Below are 22,946 nucleotides of genomic sequence, written 5' to 3'. Positions count from 1 at the left end.
CCGCTCAATGCCTGGGGGTGAAGCCCGGCGGCTTGCTGGCCAGCCATTCGACGAAGGTGCGCAGGCGCTCATCACCCAGCAGCGCGTCACGGCTGTTGTAGGTCAGCGCCAGCTCCTTTTCGCCGAACAGCCGGTGAATCTGGTTGTGGCAGGCGCGGCAGACCCAGAGCGTAGCCCTGATGCGCTCATGACGAGCGAAACGCTTCTGCACGTAGGTCTTGTCGTGCAGGGCCTTGGGAATCAGATGATGACGCGTCAGCGCAACGGGTCGCGCGCACAGCTCGCACACCTCGGGCTGAGGCGGTAGGCGAATGGGATCGACCATGGACAGTAATTCAGGGATTACGCGCGAGCTCTGGCGTGATGACGCGCTTGGCATCGAGATAGACGCCCTGCCAATAACCGCTGGTGAGGCTGTCCAGGCGCACCGTACCGCCGGTAGAGGGAGCATGCACGAAGCGGCCGTCGCCGACATAGATGCCGGCATGGCTGACGGCGCGTCCGCCATTGGTGGCAAAGAACACCAGGTCGCCACTTTTCAGGGCATCGCGACGGACATCTGGGGTGCGCATGGCACTCAGCTCACGCGTCGAACGCGGCAGGCTGATACCGGCAGCATCGCGATAAACATAGCCAATCAGGCCACTGCAGTCGAAACCACCTTCCGGGGTATTACCGCCATAACGATAGGGCGTACCAACCAGGCCGAGGGCGCGGAACAGCACATCTTCGGCACCACCCTGATAGGACGAAGCAGAGACTGGAGGACTATAGATAGGCTGGGGAGAGGGAGCGCGACTGCTGCAAGCACTCAGCAGCAGAGCGAGAGCGATGAGGGCAACACGGGTCGTGACGGGCATAAGCGAGGCGATCCTGAGCCTGAATGCGCTCTACTCTGCCGCTTGCAGACAAACGGCGCAACCCTCAGCACCTGCTCAAGGCTGACAAGACAGCCCTTGAACAGATTCTGCAGTTACGCCGTATGCATCAGTTATGACGCTTGGCAGCGACCTGATCTTCAACCGGAGCCAGCGCAAGGACGCGCTTGGCCTGCAGATAGCTGCGGTTCCAGTAGCTGTCGTCAAGGCTATCGATGCGCACACCACCACTGCGGCTGCTGCTGGAGTGGATGAACTGATCATCACCCAGGTAGATGCCGGCATGACTGACGCGACCACGACCACGATCATTGAACAGGATCAGATCACCCGGTTCCAGATCGGCGCGCGCCACCTTCGGCGCATCGAGGTTGATCAGCTCACGCGTGGAACGCGGCAGTTCCAGGCCGACTTCCTCGCGGAACAGGTAGCCGACAAAACCGCTGCAATCGAAACCAGACTGTACCGAGCTACCGCCGTAGCGATAACGGGTACCGATCAGCGAACGCCCGAGATCGAGCAGGCTGTCGGCCAGTTGCGGCATTTCATAGGGTTGATCGTCGATCAGCGCGTTGATCTCATCATCGGCAGGTTCATCCTGCTCGATCATCAGGCGAGTCACAGGTTCGACTGCTGCATCGCTGATCGGTTGCTGCGGCTGCGTCTGCGGCGCATGGCCGGCACAGGCAGCGAGAAAGACTGTGAGTGCGAGAGGCACGAGGGGTGCGAAGCGTTTTAGCATGGGCACGACCGTGTCGGTTGGATTTACAAGTTGGCGACTATGCCCTCTACCAAGCCCATTTGCAAATTCTATCGTTATAAATGTGACCCAGTAGTTTCGCCGCGACATCTAAAGCGCCCGACCACTTGCTTGGTCGGGCTTGCGAAACGCTAGCCGAGAATCTCGCTCAGCGGGATAAAGCGCAGCATATCCCCTTCGCTCAGCGTGCTGCCTTCCATCACCTCGGCCAAGCCTTCTGCCCAGGCGGCGCTGCGCAAAACGCCAGAACTCTGGTTGGCGTAAGGCACCACACGCCCCTGCTCCAGACGCACCCGCAGGTACTCGCGGCGCATGCCCGGCTTGCGCCAGGTAAAACCTGCCGGTACCGAGAAGCCCAACGGCTCGACCCGCTGCACGCCAAGACGACGCAACATATAAGGACGCGCCAGCAGTCCGAAGGTAACCAGTGTCGAAGCCGGGTTGCCCGGCAGACCTATTACCGGAACCCCCTGATAATGACCGAAGGTCAGCGGCTTACCCGGCTTGATCGCCAGTTTCCACAGCGCCAGTTCGCCCGCCTCACGCAGGGCTATGCCAAGGAAATCCGCCTCCCCCACCGAAACGCCACCCGTGGAGAGAATCAGATCGACCTCGCCCAAGGCACCCAACGCTTCGCGGGTGCGCTGCAGATCATCGGGCAATATGCCCGCATCCACCACGCTGCAGCCCAGCCGCTGCAACCAGACAATCAGCAGACGCCGATTGCTGTTGTAGATCTGCCCCGGGCCAAGCGCCTGACCCGGCTCTACCAGTTCGTCGCCAGTAGACAGCACGGCAACACGCAGGCGCCGGCGCACCGAAAGCTGCGCCGCCCCCAAAGACGCCGCCAACCCCAGCTCGATAGGCCCCAGGCGCGTACCGGCTGGCAACACACCTTCGCCGACGCGGGTTTCCTGACCTTGAGCTCGAACGTTCTGGCCAATTTTCAGCGGCTCACGGAAGTGCACCCGCCCCGCCTCATCCAGCTCGACGTTCTCCTGCATTTCGACGGTATCGGCACCTGCCGGCAGCGGCGCACCGGTGAAGATGCGCACACAGGTACTCGGCTCCAGCGACACAGGTGCAGTTCCGGCCTGGATACGCTGACTGACCGGCAATGCCTGGCCGTTCCAATCAGCCAGGCGCAGCGCATAACCGTCCATGGCGCTGTTGGCCCATGGTGGCAAATCCAGCGCCGCAATCAGCGGCTCGGCCAGCACCCGTCCATCGGCCTCGGCCAGCGCAACCAGCTCGTTCTGCTCGATGGGCGCCGCCTCTGCCAACGCCAGCAGGCGCTCCAGCGCCGCCTCCATCGGCAACAGTCCGGGATGATCGCAACCACTCATCCGCGCGTCTCGCAGGCGCCCACCTGCTTCAGATGCGGCACGAAGTTGCAGGGACGATGGCGCGCATCCAGTTGCTCACCGAGGATGCCGTCCCAGGCGGTGCGGCAGGCGTTGGTCGAGCCCGGCAGGCAGCACACCAGGGTGCCGTTGGCCAGACCGGCCAGCGCGCGCGACTGGATGGTAGAAGTGCCGATATCGGCCACAGAGATCTGCCGGAACAACTCGCCGAAACCATCGACCTGCTTGTCCAGCAGGCAGGCGACCGCTTCCGGCGTGCTGTCACGTCCAGTGAAACCGGTACCGCCGGTGATCACCACCACCTGCACCTGATCCTCGGCGATCCAGGTCGCCACCTGGGCGCGGATCTTGTACAGATCATCCTTGAGCAGAACGCGAGCGGCCAACTGGTGGCCAGCGGCGGTCAGGCGGTCGACCAGCAGTTGACCCGAGGTGTCGGTCTCCAACGTGCGTGTGTCGCTGACGGTAAGCACGGCAATGTTCAGCGGCACGAAAACCGCATCGGCCTTGTGGTTCATGGCAGGCATCCAATTGGGAGAGAATGGGCGCTGTTATATCACACAGCCTGTCTTCGGAGACCGCCCGCATGCCCGTATCCAACCCACTACCCACCTGCTCGGTGCTGCTGCTTTCCGGCGGCCGAGGCCAGCGCATGGGTGGCCGTGACAAGGGCTTGCTGGACTGGCGCGGCCGCCCACTGATCGCCTGGTTGCATGACCTGACCAGACCCTTGAGCGACGACCTGATCATCTCCTGCAACCGCAACACCGAGCGCTATGCGCCTTATGCCGACCAACTGGTCACCGACGAAGATCAGGATTTTCAGGGCCCACTGGCTGGTATCCGCGCCGGCATGGCTACGGCACGCCATGAGCAAATGCTGGTCCTGCCCTGCGACGCCCCGCTGGTCGACCACGCGCTGATCGAGTCGCTGCTAGCGCACGCGGGACCCCAACCGGTGGTGATTCGCCAGGGCAACTACTGGCAACCGTTATTCTGCCTGCTGCCGACACGACTGAAAGACGACCTGGAACGTGCATGGCAATCCGGAGAACGCAGCCCGCAGCGCTGGTTCGGTAAATTAGCGCCCATCGCTGTCGATTGCCCCATAGAGGATGCACGACTAGCCAACCTCAATACGCCGGAAACCTTGGCAGGTCATGCCCCTTCGCACTGAAACACCACGCACTCAGCGGAACTCATACGACAGTTTTACGTCTGAGCGAGGGTATAGCCCCACCTTTTGTACTCAAGGAGACAGACCATGAACCAACGGATAATCCCCGCCCTGCTTATGACGATCGGCCTCGCTGTACTGGCCGGCTGCTCCTCGCCGTCGGTAATCACGCTGAATGACGGCCGTGAGATCCAGACCGTGGACAAGCCCAAATTCGATGAAGAATCCGGCTTCTACGAGTTCGAACAGCTCGACGGCAAACGCGCCACGATCAACAAAGATCAGGTGCAAACCGTCAAGGAGCTCTGAGGCAACAGCCTGAGCGCCCATATCGGCCAGCCAGATGGATGATACGAGTCGACAACCGGGTTGCCGACTCGTAGTTTTTTCGGGCTAACCCCTTGTGCGGTAAAAGTTTTTCGGTAGAATACGCGGCATTCGGAGTGTAGCGCAGCTTGGTAGCGCGTCTCGTTCGGGACGAGAAGGTCGCAGGTTCGAATCCTGTCTCTCCGACCAAATAGCAGTTCACGGCAGTATATTGCTATCGCCGAACTCTCAAAAAAGCCCGCCACGTGCGGGCTTTCTTGTTTCTATTTGTTTATTTCTGTTCACGCCTACACCTACCCGCCGTGTATCCCTGCGTGTATCCTCGGGAAATGATAGAACCCAGGGGATACAAAGCCCATGAAACGCGCCGAAATCAAGCGCCGCCCACTCGCTGACACCACCCTGCTCAACCTCGAGCCGGAGGCGACGGAGTACCGCGAATTAGACGGCCAGGGGCTGTATTTCCGAGTCAAGCCAGACGGCCAGAAGTCCTGGCAGCTGCGTTACAAGAAGCCGGATGGGAAGTGGTCATGGCTCGGCATTGGTGGCTATCCAGCGGTCAGTGGCGCACAGGCGCGCCAAAAAGCCGCCGAACTACGGGCAGATGCGGCGGCAGGCAAGAACCCGATCGCCTCGAAGCAGGCGCGCAAAGCCGCCGAAGAGGCGGCGGCCAACAACAAGTTCGAGCCATTGGCGCGCGAGTGGTTCGAAGGTCGGCGGGCCCGCTGGGAGCCCGGTAATGCCAAAAGGATCATCGGCGCCCTTGAGCTGCACGTCTTCCCCGTATTCGGCAAACGTGCCTACGCCGATATCACCCCCATGGAGTGGTTGGACTTCTTCAGGGGCATGGAGAAGAAAGGCATCCTCGACCAGATGAGCAATGTGCGTCGCTACTGCATGGATATCTACGACCTGGCCTGGACGACGGGAAGAGCTCAACACAACCCCATCGAGAGGCTGCACAAACATCTCCTGACCAAGGAGGTGGAGAACTATGCGCACGTCACCGCAGCCGAGTTGCCAGCGCTATTGCGCGCGATCAACGCCTATCCGCATGCCCATGACATTCGCCTCGGCCTGCAGCTGCTGATGCTGACCGCGGTTCGCCCCAGCGAACTTCGAGAAGCCCCTTGGACCGAGTTCGACCTGGAACAAGGCACCTGGACGATTCCAGCCGAGCGCATGAAGAAGCGCCGCGAGCATGTTGTACCGCTCTCACGTCAGGCACTGGACGCACTGAAAGAACTGAAGAGGCTGACCGGCGCTTACTCCCTGCTCTTCCCTGGCCGCAACGATCGCACCAAACCACGCAGCAATATGGCATTCAACATGGCACTACGCCGACTGGGCTACCAGGGCCAGCAGACCGGACACGGCTTCCGCCACATTGCATCGACCATCCTGCGTGAGAAAGGCTTCCTCAAGGATCACGTCGAAGCGCAGCTCGCGCATGCCGAGGATGGCGTTGCCGGCGTCTACAACAAGGCCATCTACCTGGAGCAGCGCCGCGAGATGATGCAGTGGTATGCCGACCACCTCGACACACTGGCGGCCGGCAATGTGGTGAGCATCAAGCGAAAAGCATAATGGTTACTCGGCCGGCCTAGCCCGACGGGGCGAAAAGCGGACTTCCCACCCGCCTGGCTGGCCGATCTATTCAGATAGTGGGAGCGCCTGGGAGGGCGTGCGATGAGCGAAGAGAAGGAGCAATCAGCTAAAGGCTTTGGGCTACTTGGCTTAATAGGTAGGAGCCCTGCTGCTCGTTACTTGGCAGCTAAAAAAGCACGCAAGTCGACAATCCAAATAGATAAGCTCGACGACGCAGAACTCGAAATGGCTGAAAGGTTTGCTCAAGAGCTAGCGCAAGAGCTGATGAGTACATATTCAGCGGAGCAAATCGCACAGATTGCGGCCCGACACATGATCGGTGCAGATGTGTTCCAGAGGAAAGCTAGTTCTGCAGTCGATAATTACCGAAAGCAGATTTCAGAGAAAAGGGCGGATAGAGTTAAAGAAAACAAGGAGCACGTGATCGCAATGGCCCGACAAATAGCCAAGGAAAAATGGCAAGAAGACACCGAGAAGAAGATCCGCAAGGGAGAAATGGCCAGATTGGTTTACGGTGCCCTACAAGCGACGATCTATGGAAAACAGGCAACGCTGGGTAGTGTTAGGGACTGGATTACCCCGGTCACTCCAGGCTATGCGAGCAAGCGTGGACGATAGTGGATAATTTGGTATTCGTAACGAATATCAAATACTTGTAACGATAGAGTTTTTTCTGAGGCCTGCAATTTTTCAATCTGTCTCCAGCTTTCTATAGCAACATTGGGAGACAGGCGTGAACAATACCAAACCACTCATGGCAGCCAGTGCCACACCGCCACAATTCGACCCCAGTGCCGTCATTATCCGCATGCCGGAACTGGAAGCGTTAACTGGCTATAAACGCCCAACCATCTACAAGCGCCTCAAAGACGACCCTTCATTCCCCAAGCCAGTGCCACTGAGCGATAGCACATCGCGCGGCGCGCCTGTGGGCTGGGTACTGGCTGAGGTTCAGGCCTGGGTTCGCAAGCGCATTGCGCTCCGCGGGGAGGTGGCCTGAAATGGCAGCCAAGAAAAAGGCCGACCAACAGGCCAGCCCCAAGAAAACGCCCCTGAATGATACCACCGCGGAAGCTCAGCGCGCCCGGCTGCTGGAGCGCCTGCAACGAGAGCCCGTGAGTACCATCGTTGCTCGCGGTGAGATGAATATCATGATGCCGGCCGCAAGGGTCAAGGAACTGCGCGAAGCAGGTCACCCGATAAAAACCCACCGGATCACCAGCACAGACGAGCGCGGACGCACTCACCATGGTGTCGCGCTGTATTACCTGGGAGCCAGCGTGCCGGAGGTGCCAGCATGAGCGCTCGCATTGTTCCCTTCGACTATGAAAGCCAGCCGGTAAGGTTCAACGGCGATGGCTGGCTGCATGCGACAGAAATTGCTGCGCGGTTCGGTCGTGAGCCACGCGACTGGCTACGCCTACATGAAACCGAGGGCTATATGCGCGCCCTGGCAAGTCACCTGGGCATTCCTTTCGAGCCCAACTTCTCAGCCAGGAAAGCCAGTCAGAAAGTGACAGGGGGCAAATCCGATTCCCGCCCCGAATTGAGCAGTTGCGCGGGCTTGGTGGCAGTCAAGCGCGGCGCACCTGCAACAGGTGGCGGCACGTGGCTGCATCCAAAGCTGGCCGTAGCATTTGCCCGCTGGCTGAATGTCGACTTCGCCGTCTGGTGTGACTTGCGCATCGAGGATCTGCTGCACGGTGGTGGCCAAAATTGGAACAGCGCCCGCCGTGAAGCCTCTCTCGGCTATCGCGGGCTGTGTGATGCGCTGGCGCTGAACTGCGAGGCCCAAGGCAAGACGCCCCAGCGGCACCACTTCATCAACGAAGCCAGGCTCATCAATGAGGTGATCACCGGCACATTCGCCGGCCGTGATCGCGACCGACTCACTGCGCATGAGTTGGAAATCGTCACTCTGGTCGAGCTGCGCGACTCGGTGCTGATTGGCCAGGGCCTGGCCTATGGCGATCGGAAAACCAACCTCCTGCAGTACGTGCAGCAGTTGCTCGGCAAACGGATAGGGAGTGACGCCGCATGAACCTCTACGACGGCCACCGAGTTGAAGATCACGCCTCTTTCCTGTTCGACGACGTGCTTCCTGCAGTTGTCGGCTACGCCGACAGTCAAGGCGTACCGACTGGGGTAGCCGCTTTCGCGGTATTCCTGACCATGGCGGGAATCATGGCGATTGATGGTGTAGGACGCGACGAGATCATCCGCGCGATCGACGAAATGCGTTTTCCCGCCGACAGCGCCCCTGAGGTGCTGCAATGAGCCAGCTTGCACTTCCCCTATTCCGGCGCTATCGTTCACCCGTCACGGTCAATCCCGTGGCCGGGCGTGAGAACCCGATCATCGTTAGGCGCACAAGCGCCAAGCCCAGACACGGCGCTTTTTTGTTGCCCGTGTTTTATGGCGGCTGTGCGCGGGCACGCTTCGGCGTGGCCGGGTGCCTAACGTCCCGGTTTCTCACCCCGCGTACAGTCGCCACCCAATCCCGTGAGAAGGACGGTGGCGACTCCTCAACGTTAGGAGCACCACCCATGAATCACCCGCACGCCCTAAATCCGTCCACATCTCACGCAGCAGCGTGGAAAGCACGCGCACTTGCTGCGCTTCATTCCAACTCAAGCCTCTCTGTCCGTCTGGCACGCTACAACGCCGCGATGGCCCGTGCTCGCTCCCTGGAAGCTCAGGAGGTTCGGCCATGAAGTACTTTGTCGAGCGTGCGGTGGGTGTTACGTACTACTTCGTGCTGGATGAACGCCGGCCGGCGTTTCCCTTCGGAGTCTGCGGCCCCTTCGCCAAACGGCGCGAGGCCAAGAAAGCAGCAGCCAAACTACGGGCATGCTTTCCAAGCCATAACCTGGGCGTGCATGCCGGGTGGTTCGCCGATCGCGTTCCGAGCGGTTTGCTGATTGAAGCCAGGGCCGTTGCAAGGGCCAAGCTGAAAAGCACGCTGAGCCTTCGTGCAAGTGGCCAGGACACCGCTGCAGATCGCAGCCGGAAGGGGGTACGGTAATGGCCAGTCCGACTTGGGCAGAGCTGCTGCTCTCGATAGACGATTTCCCTTCCGCTCTCGGCAAGCAGCCACTGTCGGCAGAACAGGTGGAACGACTCAAGAGCATCGCCAACGCCTCGAGCAGCTATAGCGGCATCCTGAACAGCGGTATCTCAGCCATCGGCTGGAGTATCGCTGCATCCGCCGACAATGAGGACTTCGGTATTGATGCCAACGAGGTTCGCAACCTGGGATGGCTGATGCAGGCGCTGGGGAAGCTATCTCAGCACCTGAGCGACCTTCACGGCGAGGCGGAGTACAGGCTGCAGCACTGCCCACGCGCAGAAAGCCCAGCGGAGTAACTGCCATGACTCGAAACAACGGCGCCCATGCGCCGGGTGGATCGGCTTGCCTATGGAAAAGCTCGAGGAACAACCGTGGCGCGAAGCCTTAGGAAATCCAAGGGGCGCAATCCGGCCGGTACCTTCGCACGCCTCCCGAGCAACGTGATGGATAGCGAGGATTTTCGGACGCTCTCCGGAAGCGCCCTCAAGGTGCTGATGTGCTTGCTCCGACAGTACCGTGGCAGCAATAACGGCGACCTATCGGCCACGCTTTCCCAGGCCAAGGCCTGGGGCGTCAACAGCACGTCGACACTGACCATAGCGCTCAAGGAGCTGCTGGATCGTGAATTGATTATTCGAACTCGGGAGGGCCGCTTCATCAAGCCAGGTGGGTGCTGTGCGCTCTATGCGCTGACCTGGCAGCCCATCGACGAATGCGATGGCAAGTTGGAGGTTTCACCAACCGCAACAGCACCACGGAAATTCAGCCTCGAAAGAACAGAAAACCCGCTTCGAAAATCGAACCGAGTCGATTCGAAAATCGAAGCGATAGAGGGTTAAACGACCATGAAAAACACGCCCATCGATTCGAAAATCGAACCGACCAGAGGGGTTCACTTACTTCGATTTTCGAAGTCCTTTCTAGATATACCAGGCGCAGCCTGGTCATCTACCCGTCTACAGCCTGTGAAACAGGCTCACGAAGTGCGGGCGCCCCTATTCGGTCTGCATCTGGCCGGCGAGTTTGTTCGTCGCCAGGGAGGCGCCCATGGCTGACCAGAAGCGACTCGGAGTCGCTGGCGAAGATCCTCTCTTCCTGGGCGCCGAACTGCTCGCGACATTCCATCAGCGCCCTCTGACGGTCGACGAGTTGACCGAATGGATGCGCTCGCTGCTGGCGATCGCCAGCGATACACCGACTCTCCGGAAGAATGCAGATCAGGCCAGCGGCGTCATCTGGGCGCTGTACCTGACCTGGCGCATCACCGCCGAGGACGCAGAAGGACTGATTGAGCACCTGAACCAGCTGTGCAGCCTGCACTACCACTCCCTATCTGATAAGCCAGCGCACTGAACGGCAACACCACACCACAGGAGAACAACCATGGATCTTCCACCCGCACTCATCAAACTGCAGCAACAGCACAAGCCCGAAGTGATTCATGATGCCCATGCCGAGCGAGCGCGCCGATATGCTGAGGGGGCGCCGCAGCGCCAAGTAGAGGCAACGGCTCGAGCGCTGCCCGACTCGCTATTCGCCTCGCATCCGGAAGTCGTGCAGGCGACGCACCAGGCGACAACCGCCAGGAATCGGGTCGAGCGCATGACCAAGACCTCGAAGCAGGCCATCGCCACCCTGGTGACGGAACTGGAGGCGGAAGCCAAGAGCGCTGCAGATGCCGTCCAGCTTGCGGCCATCGACGATGCAATCGCTGGCGATTCGGCGTTTCCCCTGGCACTGGCGGCCATGGAGCATCACAGCAAAGCCCTGCAGCGCCTGCAAGCTGCCCGTATGGCCAGTGAGGTACTGAGCAAGGCCCCCATGAGCCTGGGCGAATACTGGGAGCAAGCGCAGAAGTCAGAAGCTGCGCGTAACGAGCTGGTGCTGCGCCTGAAGCGAGAACACCTGCAGGCTCACCCCGAATTACTGCAGGAGCACCAGCCTGCGTCATCATGATCCTACGGCGGTGCGCGTGTACCGCCGAATTTTGCAACCAATACGCGCACGCTCGCGTGTGCGCGTATTGCTCTCGAAACTCCGTCCTTTCTCATAGCCAGGACCTCACAAAACCTCACATTCTCTGGCTGAATGCTGCCCTGGCGGGGTAGTCAAAAGTTTACATTCGACAGCGCTGGCGCACCTCATCGCCCCGTAGGAAGACCTGTCAAAACCTGTCATTGCCCTGCCAATAAAAACTAGCGTCCGCCACGATTTGTATGCCTAACCCCCTGTGGGGTTTTGTCATCATTTTCAGTACAGGAAGAATGAGCCTATCCCGCAAGGAGGGGCTCTCATGTACGGACTTCCCAAACGCAAGCACGCGGCCAGTGGTGGCCTGATCGTCGGCCCTGGTACCGGCACCTCTGACTCCATCGAGAAGGAGGTATCGGCTGGAACCTACATTCTGCCGGCCGACACCACGAAGAAACTCGGCTTCGGCATCCCGGGCTATGGTGGCAACCCCAAGGAGCCGCCACGCGAGCAGCCGCGCCTCGGCATCCCACGCAAACAGGTGCCGGTGGCGGTCAGCAATGGCGAGTACGAGCTACCGCCAGAGCAGGTGCACGCCATTGGCGCAGCCCTGCTCGATCAGGTGAAGGAGACCACCCACAAGCCCGCCGGCTTCGGTCTGAACAAGGCGATGCTGGCAGCCGCAAAGGGTGGTGCACGAGAGGAGCCGCGGCACTTCTTCGCAGATGGCGGCCTGGTCGACGACGAGCAGAAGCCGAAACAAACCAGCTTCGATATCACCAATACGCCGGCGGCGCAGCGGGCTGCGGGTATCGCAGGTGATCCGGCGCGAGCCGAACGCATGCAGGCCCAGTTTGAGCAACCGGTTATCGGCCCTCGCGATAGCGCCGGATCTCCAGCATCTGGCGGGCGCTTTGGTCTGCCCGGCTACAAGGGGGCGGCAATGAGCGCGAACCGGCCATCCCCTGCGCAGGAGGCACCACCTGACAGCCCAGCCGGCGCAGTAGAGGGAGCCGCCCGCACTCAAGACGAAAACGGTTCGACTGCGCCACGCCAGGCTGGCCAACAGCCGGGGAACAGCTGGGTCAACGCAGGCAACGGCATCGCCATGAGGCTGGGTGCAAATGGTGCTCCTGAGTTCAGCAATGATCCTTCCGCCCTTGCTGGTGCTGGAGCAATGCCTGCCGGCGGCATGAGCCGTATCGGCGACGGCGTTGGTGGTGGGCTCTCAGTAGGTGAGCCAGGTGACGCACAGATGGCGCTGGAGCGGTTCGGCAGGGCAAACGATATCCGCGCTGCTGCGCTGCGGCAGTCGGGTACCGGCCCGCGGGTAACGATCATTCCCGATAGCTCTCGCACGCCGACCTTGGCCGATCGGCAGAGAGCCCGTATGGAGGAACGACAGGCCAATACGGAGCTGATGCGACAGCAGGCCAGAAGGGAAAACGCCGATGCAGATCTGCGCCGCAACGTCGACACGCAGCGCATGGGTACCGAGCAGCTCAACCAGCAGCGCCTGCAGCAGCAGATCGAGGAAGGCCGACTGTCCGCCGAAGATGCGCAGCGGGTGAACCGTCTACGTGCAATGATCGCTGATCCGAATGTCAGCGAAAGTGATCGGCTGATGGCGCGCCAGGCGTACTCGGCATTACAAGGTACCGCGTCGAACAAGCCCGCCCAGATGTCTGCCAGCGTTCAGCGGCTCGAGGACGATGATATTTCCGCCATCGGCAGTGCTCGCACCATGAACAGCGAGCTGGCCAGGATCGACAACCAGATCGCCAATGGCGAGCTGGATCTGGGCCTGATCACGAACGCCAAGAGCGCAGCCCTGAATGCCATTGGCGCTGGCGATCAGAACGCTCGGAACTATGCCAGCCTCAACAGCACTCTGGAAAAGCTGCGCAACGAAAGCCTTCGCCTGAATACGGGCGTCCAGACCGAAGGCGACGCCCAGCGCGCCTGGAATGAGCTGGTGACCAATTTGAAGAGCCCCGAACTGGTCAGGCAGCGACTGGCAGAGATCCGGGCGCTGAATGATCGGGCGATGGGTATTCGCCAGGGCATCATCAACAATCGCCGGGCGGCGCAAGGGGCTGACCCGCTGGATGTGAATGCGGTGCTTGGTACCGAGGATGCCGCGGTTACTCAGTCGCGCAACACGCCCGCCGGGCGGCCAGTAGCGATCGAGACAGACAGCGACTATGAAGCGCTCCCTTCTGGTTCGCTGTTCGTCGCCCCCGATGGCACCACCCGGAGGAAACCGTAATGGCGAGCTGGAAGGATGCCCCTGTGGTCGGTGGCGGAGGCGGGCAAGGCCAGTCCGCGTGGGAGCACGCGCCCATCGAACAACCTGCAGCCCAGCAGGACGCTGGGGGCGGTATCGGTGCCGGTCGGTCGTTGCTTCGAGGGATCAACGACGGGTTGACCTTCGGCTTTGCCGATGAGATCAGCAGTGCCGCCTCGGCCGCACTCAATCCGATCCTGGGTACCGGCAACGATGGCGACACCTGGCGGGAACGCTACGATCTGAATGTCGAAGGCGAGCGCGCGCTTGATCGTCAGGCTCGAGAACAGAACCCGGCGGTCAGTGCGCTGGGCGGCGTTACTGGCGGTCTGCTGCCCATGGTGGCCACTGGCGGCGCCTCTCTGCTGCCGTCTGCTGGCAAGGCTGCTGCTGGCCCTTTGTCGCGCGCTGCATCGCAAGCTGCTGCAGCACCAATTGCGCCCAGCCTGAAGCAGGCTGTCGGAGAAGGCGCCGCCATTGGCGCCGGATATGGCGGCCTGTACGGGCTGGGATCGGCAGAAGGCGACCTGCTGGAGCGAGCTCCGGCGGCGGCTGAGGGTGCTGCACTGGGTGCCGCGGTCGGTGCTGGAGTGCCCGCGGTGCTCGGTGCCGGCCGTGCTGCAGTCGGCGCCCTGCGCTCTCCTGAGCGCTCTGCTGTGCATCAGGTAGAGCGCGCCCTTGAGCGTGACGGCATGACCATTGACCAGTTCCGCCGCCAGGCGGATGAGCTGCAGCAGCGCTACCCTGGCGCCGCCATGCCCGCTGACGCCGGTGGGGAGAACATTCAGGGTCTGCTGGAGCGCGTGGCACAGACGCCAGGCGCTGGCCGCTCGCAGGTCATCCCGGCGCTGACCGAGCGGCAGCAAGCCCAGCCGCAGCGAATCACCGAGGCGCTACAGGATCTGACCAAAAGCGAGCGTGACAGCTTCAGCCGTGCAGCCGAAGATCTTGGCCGCGCCACTGGCAGCCAGCGCAGCGCCTTTCAGGCAGTGGAAGAGGCGATGGCGCAGCGGGCCCGAGACGCTCAGCCGCTGTATGCCAAGGCCTATCAGGAACCGGTACCGTGGACGCATGAGCTCGAAGACTTGTTCAAGCGGCCGGTCATGCAGGAGGCCTATCGGGCTGCCGAACGCCGCGCCGGCAATGAAGGTCGGGAGTTCTACGGCAGATTCATCGACCTGAAGGAAGATGGCACCTTCACCCGGCAAAGCGTGCCGAGTACCGGCGATCTGGACTTCATCAAGAAGACCCTCGATTCCAAGGTCGGCACGCTCGAGCGCGCCGGTGACTACAGCGAGGCCCGTGTCATCAAGGGCATCCGCACCAAGCTGATCGACATGATGGATGCCGCCAGCCCGACCTATCGCCAGGCCCGGGCAGCCTGGGCGGGGCCGAGTCAGTACATTGATGCGGTGGACAGTGGCCGTACCATCCTGAGCCGGAACATCAGTGCCGAGGAGCTTGCTGCCAACCTGGGGCGGCTGAGTGCTTCAGAGCTTGAGGGTTTCCGCATCGGCGCTGTGTCGGCGATCGTCAACAAGATGGGCAACGACCCAGCGAAGATGGCCGACGTAACCAAATACCTGCGCAGCAAGGAAATGCGCGCCAAGGTGGCGGCCATGCTGCCGGACGACGCTGCCCGCCAGCGCTGGAGCGATCTGCTGGATTTCGAGGTGAGCGCGTCCACTACGGCCGGGCGCAGCCTGGGCAACAGCGCTACAGCGCGCCGTGCAGCCGAAATGGCGGATGCCGATGGCCTTGGCGGTGACTTGGTGCTCAGCGCCTTGGCCGGTACTCCTGTCGGCAGCCTGTTCTCTCAGTTCATCAACAAAGCCGGTCGCAGCGTGCGCGACTCGCTTCGCTCTGGTTCAGATCGAGCGGTGGCGGATGTGCTCACGCAACCAGGCGGACTGGCCACCGCACAAGAAGCGGCAGCGCGTGCTGGTCAGGCACTACCGCCGCCGTTGCTGATCACTGGCGGCGCTGGCGCCGGTACCGTACAAGCCAATACCGAACGCAGCGCCAGACCAACCATCAACTCGCTGCTACCGGCAGTACGCCAGCAGCTCGCCGCCGGCGTCGAGCCAGATATCGGCGCTATCGCCAAGGAAACGGGCGCCACGCAGGTAGCCGTGCGGCGTGCGCTTTACCTGGCGAAGAAAGAGCAGGAGGTTACGGCCGCCAACTACCAGAACCAGCTGCAGGCTCGGAACGCACTGAACAAAGCCGGGCTGGCTCAGGGCGACTACCTGATCGCCCGAGGCACGTCCGGCGGCTGGGAAATTAACGCCAAGAACTGAGCGAGGGTATCGATATGAGCGCATCCCGTGTAAACCGCAACTTCGGCGGAGCCCCCAAGATCCGCATGATCGTGTGCATCGAAAAGCACACCATCGAGAAGCTGGATCAGTTCGTCGAAGCCATCAGAGAGCGTCGCCCTGGCCAAGGTAATCGCTCGGAGTTCGTGCGCCAGGCGATCGAGGAGAAGATGCAACGTGAATGCGCCTGATGCCGAGTTTTGCGCACAGTACGCGCGTGCGCGCGAGGGAGTGCGTCCGGACTTCTTCCGTTTCAAGCAGAAGCAGTGGGACGTTGTGAATTTTGCCAGCCCCTAAAAGCGGGCGTATCCACTCCGGTATCCACGGGAACGAACCTGATAAAACCTGAAGTATTGGACGGTACGCGAACCTGGGTACGCAGCAAGGTACGCACAGAAAGCGCCATGTCCGATGACATGGCGAACCTAACAAAACCTAACGTCCTGGCCATTTCAGAAGGTCAGCTGGACACCTAATCAGATCACCGCACGGGAGGTAGAGCATGCCTAGTCGATCATCCACACGGGTAGTGCTGCAGGCTGTTCAGGATCTGCATGCTCAAGAGCAAATCGTCACGCGCGAAACGCTGGCCGAGTTCACGGGGCTGAAACTCGCCATCGTCGATGATCGGCTGAAGGCGCTTATCGAGGACCTGATGGTCATCCGGGTCAACAAGGGCGTCTTTATTCCGGCCGACCAGCATCCGCCAGCGCGCCCCATGACCAAGTCGCTACTCCCAGACGGGACTGTGAACATCGAAATAGGCGATCACGTGTTGATCCTGACACCGAAAGAGGATCGGATGCTTGCGTCTTTGCAGGCCAGCGCCATGATGCAGGCAGCCTCAATCGAACTGGGGCATCAGGCTGCGCAGGCGAATGGAGAATTGAACGCTCGAATGAATCGGCTGGAGCGTCTGCTGGTGCGGATGGGCGAAGGTAAGTAGGTAGGCAAAAAGAATCCCCGGCAGTCTCTCCGCGCGAGATGACCATCGGGAAGATGGTCAGAGATCGACATCGGCCAATACCGGGGCTCCAAGGCCGGCGTTCCTGTGGGACGCCTGGTGCGCCGAAACGCCCTCTAGGTGAGCCCCCAATCACCAGCCTCCCCTGCGTTGTACGCCCGACACCAGCGGCCGTCAATTCCGCCAGCCGCCTTGAGCCGATCACCTCCCGCAGCTACCGTGCTCAGGAACCCAGGAGGGCAGCATGGCGAATGACACCACCACTCGGGAACTACTGGACGCGGCGACCGCCGGCGACTTCGAGCAGGTGCGACAGCTGGCCCAGGCCGGCGCGGATTTGAATGCGCTGGATGACGGGGAACCCCTGCTTGGTCGTGTCGTTTCCGCACTCACCCTCCCCGACTCGGTACCAGCGTTCGCCGCCGACATACTGCACCTTCTCCTGCAGCTTGGTGGTGATCCCAACCGTCCGGGTGATGAAGGCATGACCGCCTTGCACACCGCCATGCTCGCCAAGAACATCGAGTTGATGCGCGTCCTGCTAGAAGGCGGGGCAGAACCAAACAGCATGCCCGGCTCGGGCCCTGGCGAAACCCTGTATGACTGGGCCGAGTTCGATTACCGCTACAGCACCTGGGATGAGCCCTTCGGGCTCCAGGGATCGCTGATGCCACCGGACACGCCAACCGCCGCCGACAAAGCCAGCGAAGATGCCTGGCTTCTCTACCTCGATCGCTGCGCGGTCAAGCATGGTGCGCGGCGCCCAGACTACCTGTTCCTGTTGCGGGAGTTCGGTGCCCGCACCGCCACGGAATTAGGGCGAAACCGATAGCCGATTCCCCCCCTGAAGTGGGCTAGGAACGGACACAATGTATCCCCTCCTGTATCCCTGAAAAAATAGAACTAACGAGAAGCCTTTAAAAACAAGCCGATAGGATACAGGTTCGATCCCTGTCTCTCGACCAAATCAAAAACCCGCCTTAATCGGCGGGTTTTTTATTGGCTGCGTTTTGTCGAACTGACTCTCTCAACTCAGAAAGGCCACCACCTGCTCGGCATCGAATGGCCAGTTCAACTCGCGGCCATTATCGCAACGGCGCAATACCGGAATACGCAATCCGTATTGCTCGACCATCCCCTCATGCTCGGCAATGTCGATCAACTCGACCAACAAGCCATTCTCGACGAATGGCATGAGCAACGCCTCGGCCACCTCGCAAAGATGGCAGCCCAGGGTTCCGAAAAGTTGGCATTCAGGCGTCATGAGCGCACCTCACTATCAGCAAGGTGCGCAGTTTAGCACTGGGCTGGATCAGCTCGCGTCGCCGACCTTGCCCGCCTGACCGGCGAGCAGCGACTGCAAACCGTCGAGCAGACTGCGGTTGAGGCTGTCGGCCTTTTCCAGGCGAGGCAGGTCGAAGCGCTCGTCGAGCGAGAAGCCACCCTTGAGCAGTTCCTTGAGCATACCGCCAGCGTCCTGCGCCAGATCACCGGCACTGCGCAGCGCATCGAGCAGGCCCTGGGCATATTCCTGCAGCCCCGCATTGACCGCACTGGCGCCCTGCCCGGCCACGGCGCCATAAGCATCGGTGGCCTGACGCACGGTGGTCTGCGTCAGGCGTAGCGACATCGAAGCCAATTGCTCACCATCCATATCCAGCGCCATAGCGCGATCGAAGGCGCCTGCCAGGTCACCGGCGTAGAACTTGTCGGAGAGATCCTGAACCTGGCTGAAGAGCTTCTCCAACGCCTTGATCTCGTCGTCGTCCAACTCACCTTCGACATCCACCTGCCAGCCGCCGATACGCATGCTGCCAGACTGGCTGCTGCCCACCACACTGGTGGACTTACCATCGCTGGAGGCGGCAAAACTGCTCTGCGACCAGCTGGCGGAAGCCTGCGCCACGGAAATGCGCAGGCGGTCACCATCGCGAGTAGTGACGGACAAATCGAAGGTCTCCGCCAGCGCGCTGAAGCGCTCACTGTAACCCGCCATCGCCACCTGGCCCGAGGCGCCAGGGGCGGCGCTGCCGAAACGCTTGTCGAGATCGCCGAAGCCATCCTGAATACGCTTGTAGGTATCGTCGATATCGCTAGCCACCTGCCCCTTGAGCACGCCCATGCCATCGAGAATCTTGCGTGCCTCAGCAAAACCCTTCTCGACGCCATCACGCGCCTGGGACAACAGCTTGTCCAGCTTGGCCGGATCAGCGCCTGCAGCGGCCTCGCTTTGCAGGCGTTGCTCGATAAAACCCAGAATCCGCCCAGCCACTTTCTCCGGGGTGTAGTCATCACGCGTTCCGGACAACGAGCCGGCCGGCACACCGAGCTTCTCGGCGAGGCGATTGGCCAAGGTGGCTTGGGCATCGGCGCTATTGCTGCGCGCCGCCATGGACTGGCTGGCTTGCGCAGCGCGGGAAGCGGCGGAATTCAGTGAGCTCAAAGGATTCATGACTGGGCACCCGAACAAGTTATCTGCCGAACTTAACGGCCGTTAAAAGGCAAGCTTTAACCTTTATCGACCAACGGTTGTCGATTTTTCTCAGCTCGATTGTGCTCCAGCGAAATTTTCCCGATCGATGGCCAGCCGCCGAAAATCCCTGACAAGCACGACCTAGAGCCCACGGCTGTTTACGCTCCGGCTCCACTCAAGGCTCGACAGACTAAAGTCTTACAGTCGACTCGCAGGCGAAATGCTTTATTTCGTCGCGCCGTAACTGGCTGGTCACTTCGTGGCCAACCTGCTTATAACAACGAGGAGACAACAATAATGAGTAAAACTCCCCTCGCCCGTGCCGTGGCCCTCGCCACGCTGGGCGCCAGCCTGAGCCTGCCAAGCCTGGCACAGGCTGACTTCATCGGTGACAGCAAAGCCTCTCTGGAGCTGCGCAACTTCTATATGAATCGGGACCTGCGCGACACCACTGCCGCGCAGCAGTCCAAGCGCGAGGAATGGGCACAGGGCTTTATCCTCAAGGCCGAGTCCGGCTTTACCGAGGGCACCGTCGGCTTTGGCCTGGACGCCTATGCGGGCCTGGGCCTGAAACTCGACTCATCTGACGAGCGCGCCGGAACCGGCCTGCTGCCCAACGGCTTCGGCAACGAGGGACCGGACGAATATTCCGAGTTCAGCGGCGCGGTCAAGGCACGCATCTCCAAGACCGTCGGCAGGGTCGGCGGACTGATGCCCAAGCTGCCCATCGTCTCCTCCGGTGACTCGCGCCTGCTGCCACAGGTGTTCACCGGCGGCATGATCACCTCGCAGGAAATCGACGGCCTGACCCTCAACGGCGGCCAACTGCGTGAAGTGAACCAGCGCGCCTCCACCGACCGGGTCGACATCACCGCCACCAACGTGGCCGGTGAGAGCGACCGCTACAACTTCGCCGGCGGCGACTACAAGTTCAACGGCGGCAACACCACCGTTGGCGTGTGGTATGGCGAGCTGGAGGATATCTACGACCAGAAGCTGTACAACCTGATCCATGTGCAGCCGATCGGCGACTGGAAACTGGGCGCCAACCTGGCCTACTTCGACTCCCAGGATAACGGTCGCAAACTCGGCGGCAAGCTGGACAACGACCTGACCTCGGTCAATCTCTGGGCCGGCATTGGCGCACACACTTTCCGCGTGGGTTACCAGAAGGTCGGCGGCGACAACGCCTTCCCCTTCCTGACCGAAACCGATCCGTACATCGTCAACTACATCCAGATTCTCGACTTCACCCGTAAGGACGAGAAATCCTGGCAAGCACGTTATGACGTCAACTTCGCCAGCTACGGCATTCCGGGTCTGACCGCCTTCGTCCGCTACGTCACCGGTGACGGCTTCGACGGTGTGGGTGGGGCGAGCGGCAAGGAATGGGAACGCGACGTCGATATCAGCTACATCATTCAGCAGGGCCCGCTGAAGAACCTCGGCGTGCGCTGGCGTAACGCGATGGTGCGTTCCAACGCGAGCATCGGCGACCTGGACGAGAACCGTCTGATCGTCAGCTATACCATTCCGTTGATGTAAGGCGCATCCGCGAAACGAAAACGCCGCAACACCGGTATCGGGTTGCGGCGTTTTTTGTTTTTATCGAAACTGGAGAAGTGCAAGCTGCCTGAACCTTTCTCGACCAGGGAAACGCTCAAAGCTCTACACCGTCACTCCCGCGAAGGCGGGAGTCCAGGTACTGCGGGATTCTGGTTTCCCGCCTGCGCGGGAATGACGACTATTTCATTCCAGGTTGGCCTGACCACGGAGGACGTCCTCGATGGACAACTACCAGCCCTTGGCCTGTGATCTCTACGACTATCTGGAGATCGCCTGCATGCACCGCTATAAACTGGATATCGAACTGGTCGACGGCTCTCACCTACTGGGCCAGGCCCTGTCCACCGAAACCACGGCGAGCAAGGAAGAGTTTCTGCTGGTGCATACAGCCGACGGCGAGCAACGCCTGCGCATGGACCGCCTGCTGGCGATCACCCCACAGGATGCTGGCGCCAGCTTTGGTCGGGTGCTGTTGAGCGGCAATCGCTGCTGATCGCATGGCATCGCGGTGCGCACGGCGCACCCTACGGCGTCCTGTGATGCGGTATTACCACATCAGATCATCGGGAATCTGATAGGCCGCGTAAGGATCATCGGCATCCGGCTCTTCGACATGGGTGTTGAGCAGGACGATACGCGAAGCATCACGTTCCTGAATCTTCAGCGCGGCCTCGCGCGGGATGATCTCGTAACCACCGCCATGTCGGACGATGGCCAGCCAGCCGTTGGACAGCTTGTTGCGCACCATGGTGTTGACCGGCAGGCGCTTGACCTTCTTGTCATCGACGAAGTTGTAGTAATCATCGCCATCGAGTTTGGGCAGGCGTGAAAGCTCGATCAGTTGCTTGACCTGCGCTGTGCGGGCTTTCTGCTCGGCTTTTTCCTGCTGCTGACGATTCAGCTCCTGATCACGTGCGGCCTTTTCGGCTTGCGCCTGCAGCGCGGCCTGGCGTGTGCTGTCATCCAGTTCGGCCTGGCCTTTTTGCACCAGACGCTTCTGCTTTTGCTGTTGCTTGCCAGCCTGCTTGGCCTGTTTTTCATTGACCAGGCCGGCTTTGAGCAGCTGGTCGCGCAGGGAAAGACCCATGACTAAAGATCCCGAACATGATTCAGTTGCGGCAGCGACGCAGATTCGCGCTGCCAGTCCAAGGCGCCCAGCATAAGGGCTAAGCAGCGGCGGCTCCAGCCTTTAGGAGCGACCGGACGGCGAACCGCTTCAGCCGCGAAAGGCGGACAGCAAAGGCTTCGCGGATAAATCGGAACGCCGCCGTCTATAGGGTTCAACAGCCAGGCGACTGCTTCTCCAGCTTCTTCGCCTCGCCCCACAGGGCGTCCAGCTCCTCAAGCGAGCAACCGTCCATGCTGCGCCCGGCTTCACGTACGCTCTGTTCGATAAAGCGAAAACGCCGCTCGAACTTGCCATTGGCCGCGCGCAATGCCGCTTCCGGGTCCACCTTCAAGTGTCGCGCCAGGTTGGTGACGACGAACAGCAGATCACCAATCTCCTCGGCAACCGCCTCGGCATCGTTCTCGCTCATGGCTTCGAGCACTTCATCCAGCTCTTCACGCACCTTGTCCACCACCGGCAAGGCGTCGGGCCAATCGAAACCGACCTGGGCCGCACGCTTCTGCAGCTTGGCCGCACGCGACAGCGCCGGCAGCGCCGTCGGTACATCATCGAGCAGGGATAGCTGCTCGGGTGCAGCGGCCTTTTCGGCGCGCTCCTCGGCCTTTAGCTCTTCCCAGCGCTGCTTGACCGCAGCTTCCTCCAGCTTGGCGGCGTCCGGCGCCCCGTACAGATCACCGTCGGGAAACACGTGCGGGTGGCGACGAATCAGCTTGCTGGTGATGCCATCGACCACCCGAGCGAAGTCGAAACGCCCCTCCTCCTGCGCCAGCTGGCTGTAGTAGACCACCTGAAACAGCAGGTCGCCGAGCTCGCCCGGCAGATGTTCGAAGTCGCTGCGCTCGATTGCATCAGCGACCTCGTAGGCCTCCTCCAGGGTGTAGGGCACGATGCTCGCGTAGCTCTGCTTCAGATCCCACGGACAGCCGTGCTGCGGATCGCGTAGACGGGCCATCAGGTGCAGCAGGTCGTCGAGTCGATACATGAAAGCTCTCGCTAGGGTTTGTACGAAAAGTCGTCGAGCGAAGGTCAGGCAAGGCGAAATCGCTCGAAGAAG

29 protein-coding genes and 1 tRNA gene are annotated in these 22,946 nt (G+C 61.0%); 21 read left to right on the top strand and 9 right to left on the bottom strand.

The annotated features are described in order from the left end of the window. Positions 1 to 4 precede the first annotated feature (4 nt). The 5 genes from CXP40_RS12100 to moaB form a co-directional block, all read right to left on the bottom strand. On the bottom strand, positions 5 to 325 hold the full coding sequence (locus CXP40_RS12100; protein ID WP_106733910.1) for a hypothetical protein: 321 nt from the start codon (positions 323 to 325) through the stop codon (positions 5 to 7). A gap of 10 nt (positions 326 to 335) precedes the next feature. Further along, the gene (locus CXP40_RS12095; protein WP_106733909.1) at positions 336 to 860 is read right to left on the bottom strand and encodes a C40 family peptidase; all 525 of its coding nucleotides are present in this window, start codon (positions 858 to 860) and stop codon (positions 336 to 338) included. A gap of 127 nt (positions 861 to 987) precedes the next feature. Beyond that, positions 988 to 1,620, bottom strand: coding sequence for a C40 family peptidase (locus CXP40_RS12090; RefSeq protein WP_106733908.1), 633 nt, complete (start codon positions 1,618 to 1,620; stop codon positions 988 to 990). Positions 1,621 to 1,769: 149 nt separating this feature from the next. Then, positions 1,770 to 2,984 carry a gephyrin-like molybdotransferase Glp gene (glp, locus tag CXP40_RS12085; protein WP_106733907.1) on the bottom strand — a complete coding sequence of 405 codons (1,215 nt, stop codon included), beginning with the start codon at positions 2,982 to 2,984 and terminating at the stop codon, positions 1,770 to 1,772. Next, a complete protein-coding gene (gene moaB, locus CXP40_RS12080) occupies positions 2,981 to 3,520 on the bottom strand; it encodes a molybdenum cofactor biosynthesis protein B (RefSeq protein WP_045732987.1) in 540 nt (179 codons plus the stop codon). The genes glp and moaB overlap by 4 nt, the downstream gene beginning before the upstream one ends. 68 nt (positions 3,521 to 3,588) lie before the next feature. Here moaB and mobA point away from each other — a divergent pair, with 68 nt between their 5' ends. The 19 genes from mobA to CXP40_RS11985 all read left to right on the top strand — a co-directional run bounded on the left by mobA (position 3,589) and on the right by CXP40_RS11985 (position 17,556). Further along, positions 3,589 to 4,179, top strand: coding sequence for a molybdenum cofactor guanylyltransferase MobA (mobA, locus tag CXP40_RS12075; protein ID WP_106733906.1), 591 nt, complete (start codon positions 3,589 to 3,591; stop codon positions 4,177 to 4,179). Positions 4,180 to 4,266: 87 nt separating this feature from the next. Beyond that, positions 4,267 to 4,488 carry a YgdI/YgdR family lipoprotein gene (locus tag CXP40_RS12070; RefSeq protein WP_099525269.1) on the top strand — a complete coding sequence of 74 codons (222 nt, stop codon included), beginning with the start codon at positions 4,267 to 4,269 and terminating at the stop codon, positions 4,486 to 4,488. 130 nt (positions 4,489 to 4,618) lie between these two features. Continuing rightward, positions 4,619 to 4,695 (top strand) — tRNA-Pro (locus CXP40_RS12065). Between the two features lie 168 nt (positions 4,696 to 4,863). After that, positions 4,864 to 6,093: a tyrosine-type recombinase/integrase gene (locus CXP40_RS12060; RefSeq protein ID WP_106733905.1), complete on the top strand. Its 1,230-nt coding sequence runs from the start codon at positions 4,864 to 4,866 to the stop codon at positions 6,091 to 6,093. A gap of 102 nt (positions 6,094 to 6,195) precedes the next feature. After that, the gene (locus tag CXP40_RS12055; protein ID WP_106733904.1) at positions 6,196 to 6,732 is read left to right on the top strand and encodes a hypothetical protein; all 537 of its coding nucleotides are present in this window, start codon (positions 6,196 to 6,198) and stop codon (positions 6,730 to 6,732) included. Positions 6,733 to 6,868: 136 nt separating this feature from the next. Continuing rightward, positions 6,869 to 7,114, top strand: a complete 246-nt coding sequence (locus CXP40_RS12050; RefSeq protein WP_232460479.1) for an AlpA family transcriptional regulator — start codon at positions 6,869 to 6,871, stop codon at positions 7,112 to 7,114. Position 7,115: 1 nt separating this feature from the next. Then, positions 7,116 to 7,415 (top strand): helix-turn-helix domain-containing protein, encoded by a 300-nt coding sequence (locus CXP40_RS12045; protein ID WP_106733903.1) that lies wholly within the window; start codon positions 7,116 to 7,118, stop codon positions 7,413 to 7,415. Next, positions 7,412 to 8,155: a KilA-N domain-containing protein gene (locus CXP40_RS12040; protein WP_106733902.1), complete on the top strand. Its 744-nt coding sequence runs from the start codon at positions 7,412 to 7,414 to the stop codon at positions 8,153 to 8,155. Before CXP40_RS12045 ends, CXP40_RS12040 begins: the two co-directional genes overlap by 4 nt. Then, positions 8,152 to 8,391 (top strand): hypothetical protein, encoded by a 240-nt coding sequence (locus CXP40_RS12035; RefSeq protein ID WP_106733901.1) that lies wholly within the window; start codon positions 8,152 to 8,154, stop codon positions 8,389 to 8,391. The genes CXP40_RS12040 and CXP40_RS12035 overlap by 4 nt, the downstream gene beginning before the upstream one ends. 433 nt (positions 8,392 to 8,824) lie before the next feature. Next, positions 8,825 to 9,139 carry a hypothetical protein gene (locus CXP40_RS12030; protein WP_106733900.1) on the top strand — a complete coding sequence of 105 codons (315 nt, stop codon included), beginning with the start codon at positions 8,825 to 8,827 and terminating at the stop codon, positions 9,137 to 9,139. Further along, positions 9,139 to 9,480: a hypothetical protein gene (locus CXP40_RS12025; protein ID WP_106733899.1), complete on the top strand. Its 342-nt coding sequence runs from the start codon at positions 9,139 to 9,141 to the stop codon at positions 9,478 to 9,480. Before CXP40_RS12030 ends, CXP40_RS12025 begins: the two co-directional genes overlap by 1 nt. Positions 9,481 to 9,555: 75 nt before the next feature. Continuing rightward, complete coding sequence (locus tag CXP40_RS12020) at positions 9,556 to 10,023, top strand: hypothetical protein (RefSeq protein WP_106733898.1); 468 nt, start codon at positions 9,556 to 9,558, stop codon at positions 10,021 to 10,023. A gap of 208 nt (positions 10,024 to 10,231) precedes the next feature. Further along, positions 10,232 to 10,537: a hypothetical protein gene (locus tag CXP40_RS12015; protein ID WP_106733897.1), complete on the top strand. Its 306-nt coding sequence runs from the start codon at positions 10,232 to 10,234 to the stop codon at positions 10,535 to 10,537. A 30-nt stretch (positions 10,538 to 10,567) separates the two neighbouring features. After that, positions 10,568 to 11,140: a hypothetical protein gene (locus CXP40_RS12010; RefSeq protein ID WP_106733896.1), complete on the top strand. Its 573-nt coding sequence runs from the start codon at positions 10,568 to 10,570 to the stop codon at positions 11,138 to 11,140. 274 nt (positions 11,141 to 11,414) lie between these two features. Beyond that, positions 11,415 to 13,424, top strand: a complete 2,010-nt coding sequence (locus CXP40_RS12005) for a hypothetical protein (RefSeq protein WP_157831686.1) — start codon at positions 11,415 to 11,417, stop codon at positions 13,422 to 13,424. Beyond that, positions 13,424 to 15,742 carry a hypothetical protein gene (locus CXP40_RS12000; RefSeq protein WP_106733894.1) on the top strand — a complete coding sequence of 773 codons (2,319 nt, stop codon included), beginning with the start codon at positions 13,424 to 13,426 and terminating at the stop codon, positions 15,740 to 15,742. The genes CXP40_RS12005 and CXP40_RS12000 overlap by 1 nt, the downstream gene beginning before the upstream one ends. Before the next feature lie 14 nt (positions 15,743 to 15,756). Beyond that, on the top strand, positions 15,757 to 15,951 hold the full coding sequence (locus tag CXP40_RS11995) for a toxin-antitoxin system protein (protein WP_106733893.1): 195 nt from the start codon (positions 15,757 to 15,759) through the stop codon (positions 15,949 to 15,951). A 311-nt stretch (positions 15,952 to 16,262) separates the two neighbouring features. Continuing rightward, a complete protein-coding gene (locus CXP40_RS11990) occupies positions 16,263 to 16,706 on the top strand; it encodes a replication/maintenance protein RepL (protein WP_106733892.1) in 444 nt (147 codons plus the stop codon). A gap of 262 nt (positions 16,707 to 16,968) precedes the next feature. Further along, positions 16,969 to 17,556 carry an ankyrin repeat domain-containing protein gene (locus CXP40_RS11985; protein WP_106733891.1) on the top strand — a complete coding sequence of 196 codons (588 nt, stop codon included), beginning with the start codon at positions 16,969 to 16,971 and terminating at the stop codon, positions 17,554 to 17,556. A gap of 195 nt (positions 17,557 to 17,751) precedes the next feature. On the opposite strand, the gene CXP40_RS11980 is transcribed toward CXP40_RS11985, so the two are convergent. Next, a complete protein-coding gene (locus CXP40_RS11980) occupies positions 17,752 to 17,988 on the bottom strand; it encodes a glutaredoxin family protein (protein WP_106733890.1) in 237 nt (78 codons plus the stop codon). Positions 17,989 to 18,036: 48 nt separating this feature from the next. Next, positions 18,037 to 19,176: a DUF5610 domain-containing protein gene (locus CXP40_RS11975; protein ID WP_106733889.1), complete on the bottom strand. Its 1,140-nt coding sequence runs from the start codon at positions 19,174 to 19,176 to the stop codon at positions 18,037 to 18,039. 318 nt (positions 19,177 to 19,494) lie between these two features. Between CXP40_RS11975 and CXP40_RS11970 the strand changes: the two genes are divergently transcribed. Further along, positions 19,495 to 20,742 carry an OprD family porin gene (locus CXP40_RS11970; protein WP_106733888.1) on the top strand — a complete coding sequence of 416 codons (1,248 nt, stop codon included), beginning with the start codon at positions 19,495 to 19,497 and terminating at the stop codon, positions 20,740 to 20,742. A 241-nt stretch (positions 20,743 to 20,983) separates the two neighbouring features. Beyond that, entirely contained in the window at positions 20,984 to 21,256 is a 273-nt protein-coding gene (locus CXP40_RS11965) for a Rho-binding antiterminator (RefSeq protein WP_106733887.1), read from the top strand. Between the two features lie 54 nt (positions 21,257 to 21,310). On the opposite strand, the gene CXP40_RS11960 is transcribed toward CXP40_RS11965, so the two are convergent. Together CXP40_RS11960 and mazG are read right to left on the bottom strand one after the other, a co-directional pair. After that, entirely contained in the window at positions 21,311 to 21,850 is a 540-nt protein-coding gene (locus tag CXP40_RS11960; protein WP_106733886.1) for a DUF2058 domain-containing protein, read from the bottom strand. 193 nt (positions 21,851 to 22,043) lie between these two features. Next, complete coding sequence (gene mazG, locus CXP40_RS11955) at positions 22,044 to 22,874, bottom strand: nucleoside triphosphate pyrophosphohydrolase (protein WP_106733885.1); 831 nt, start codon at positions 22,872 to 22,874, stop codon at positions 22,044 to 22,046. Between the last annotated feature and the right edge of the window lie 72 nt (positions 22,875 to 22,946).

It is taken from the genome of Pseudomonas sp. YY-1 (genome assembly GCF_002843095.1).
Lineage (GTDB): Bacteria > Pseudomonadota > Gammaproteobacteria > Pseudomonadales > Pseudomonadaceae > Aquipseudomonas > Aquipseudomonas sediminis_A.
This window is presented reverse-complemented; position numbering and strand designations above follow the sequence as displayed.

What these genes read in the sequence shown, in the direction of transcription:
- CXP40_RS12100 (WP_106733910.1), bottom strand. Translation starts at nt 325, where the DNA reads ATGGTCGATCCCATTCGCCTACCGCCTCAGCCCGAGGTGTGCGAGCTG.
- CXP40_RS12095 (WP_106733909.1), bottom strand. Translation starts at nt 860, where the DNA reads ATGCCCGTCACGACCCGTGTTGCCCTCATCGCTCTCGCTCTGCTGCTG.
- CXP40_RS12090 (WP_106733908.1), bottom strand. Translation starts at nt 1,620, where the DNA reads ATGCTAAAACGCTTCGCACCCCTCGTGCCTCTCGCACTCACAGTCTTT.
- glp (WP_106733907.1), bottom strand. Translation starts at nt 2,984, where the DNA reads ATGAGTGGTTGCGATCATCCCGGACTGTTGCCGATGGAGGCGGCGCTG.
- moaB (WP_045732987.1), bottom strand. Translation starts at nt 3,520, where the DNA reads ATGAACCACAAGGCCGATGCGGTTTTCGTGCCGCTGAACATTGCCGTG.
- mobA (WP_106733906.1), top strand. Translation starts at nt 3,589, where the DNA reads ATGCCCGTATCCAACCCACTACCCACCTGCTCGGTGCTGCTGCTTTCC.
- CXP40_RS12070 (WP_099525269.1), top strand. Translation starts at nt 4,267, where the DNA reads ATGAACCAACGGATAATCCCCGCCCTGCTTATGACGATCGGCCTCGCT.
- CXP40_RS12060 (WP_106733905.1), top strand. Translation starts at nt 4,864, where the DNA reads ATGAAACGCGCCGAAATCAAGCGCCGCCCACTCGCTGACACCACCCTG.
- CXP40_RS12055 (WP_106733904.1), top strand. Translation starts at nt 6,196, where the DNA reads ATGAGCGAAGAGAAGGAGCAATCAGCTAAAGGCTTTGGGCTACTTGGC.
- CXP40_RS12050 (WP_232460479.1), top strand. Translation starts at nt 6,869, where the DNA reads ATGGCAGCCAGTGCCACACCGCCACAATTCGACCCCAGTGCCGTCATT.
- CXP40_RS12045 (WP_106733903.1), top strand. Translation starts at nt 7,116, where the DNA reads ATGGCAGCCAAGAAAAAGGCCGACCAACAGGCCAGCCCCAAGAAAACG.
- CXP40_RS12040 (WP_106733902.1), top strand. Translation starts at nt 7,412, where the DNA reads ATGAGCGCTCGCATTGTTCCCTTCGACTATGAAAGCCAGCCGGTAAGG.
- CXP40_RS12035 (WP_106733901.1), top strand. Translation starts at nt 8,152, where the DNA reads ATGAACCTCTACGACGGCCACCGAGTTGAAGATCACGCCTCTTTCCTG.
- CXP40_RS12030 (WP_106733900.1), top strand. Translation starts at nt 8,825, where the DNA reads ATGAAGTACTTTGTCGAGCGTGCGGTGGGTGTTACGTACTACTTCGTG.
- CXP40_RS12025 (WP_106733899.1), top strand. Translation starts at nt 9,139, where the DNA reads ATGGCCAGTCCGACTTGGGCAGAGCTGCTGCTCTCGATAGACGATTTC.
- CXP40_RS12015 (WP_106733897.1), top strand. Translation starts at nt 10,232, where the DNA reads ATGGCTGACCAGAAGCGACTCGGAGTCGCTGGCGAAGATCCTCTCTTC.
- CXP40_RS12010 (WP_106733896.1), top strand. Translation starts at nt 10,568, where the DNA reads ATGGATCTTCCACCCGCACTCATCAAACTGCAGCAACAGCACAAGCCC.
- CXP40_RS12000 (WP_106733894.1), top strand. Translation starts at nt 13,424, where the DNA reads ATGGCGAGCTGGAAGGATGCCCCTGTGGTCGGTGGCGGAGGCGGGCAA.
- CXP40_RS11995 (WP_106733893.1), top strand. Translation starts at nt 15,757, where the DNA reads ATGAGCGCATCCCGTGTAAACCGCAACTTCGGCGGAGCCCCCAAGATC.
- CXP40_RS11990 (WP_106733892.1), top strand. Translation starts at nt 16,263, where the DNA reads ATGCCTAGTCGATCATCCACACGGGTAGTGCTGCAGGCTGTTCAGGAT.
- CXP40_RS11985 (WP_106733891.1), top strand. Translation starts at nt 16,969, where the DNA reads ATGGCGAATGACACCACCACTCGGGAACTACTGGACGCGGCGACCGCC.
- CXP40_RS11980 (WP_106733890.1), bottom strand. Translation starts at nt 17,988, where the DNA reads ATGACGCCTGAATGCCAACTTTTCGGAACCCTGGGCTGCCATCTTTGC.
- CXP40_RS11975 (WP_106733889.1), bottom strand. Translation starts at nt 19,176, where the DNA reads ATGAATCCTTTGAGCTCACTGAATTCCGCCGCTTCCCGCGCTGCGCAA.
- CXP40_RS11970 (WP_106733888.1), top strand. Translation starts at nt 19,495, where the DNA reads ATGAGTAAAACTCCCCTCGCCCGTGCCGTGGCCCTCGCCACGCTGGGC.
- CXP40_RS11965 (WP_106733887.1), top strand. Translation starts at nt 20,984, where the DNA reads ATGGACAACTACCAGCCCTTGGCCTGTGATCTCTACGACTATCTGGAG.
- CXP40_RS11960 (WP_106733886.1), bottom strand. Translation starts at nt 21,850, where the DNA reads ATGGGTCTTTCCCTGCGCGACCAGCTGCTCAAAGCCGGCCTGGTCAAT.
- mazG (WP_106733885.1), bottom strand. Translation starts at nt 22,874, where the DNA reads ATGTATCGACTCGACGACCTGCTGCACCTGATGGCCCGTCTACGCGAT.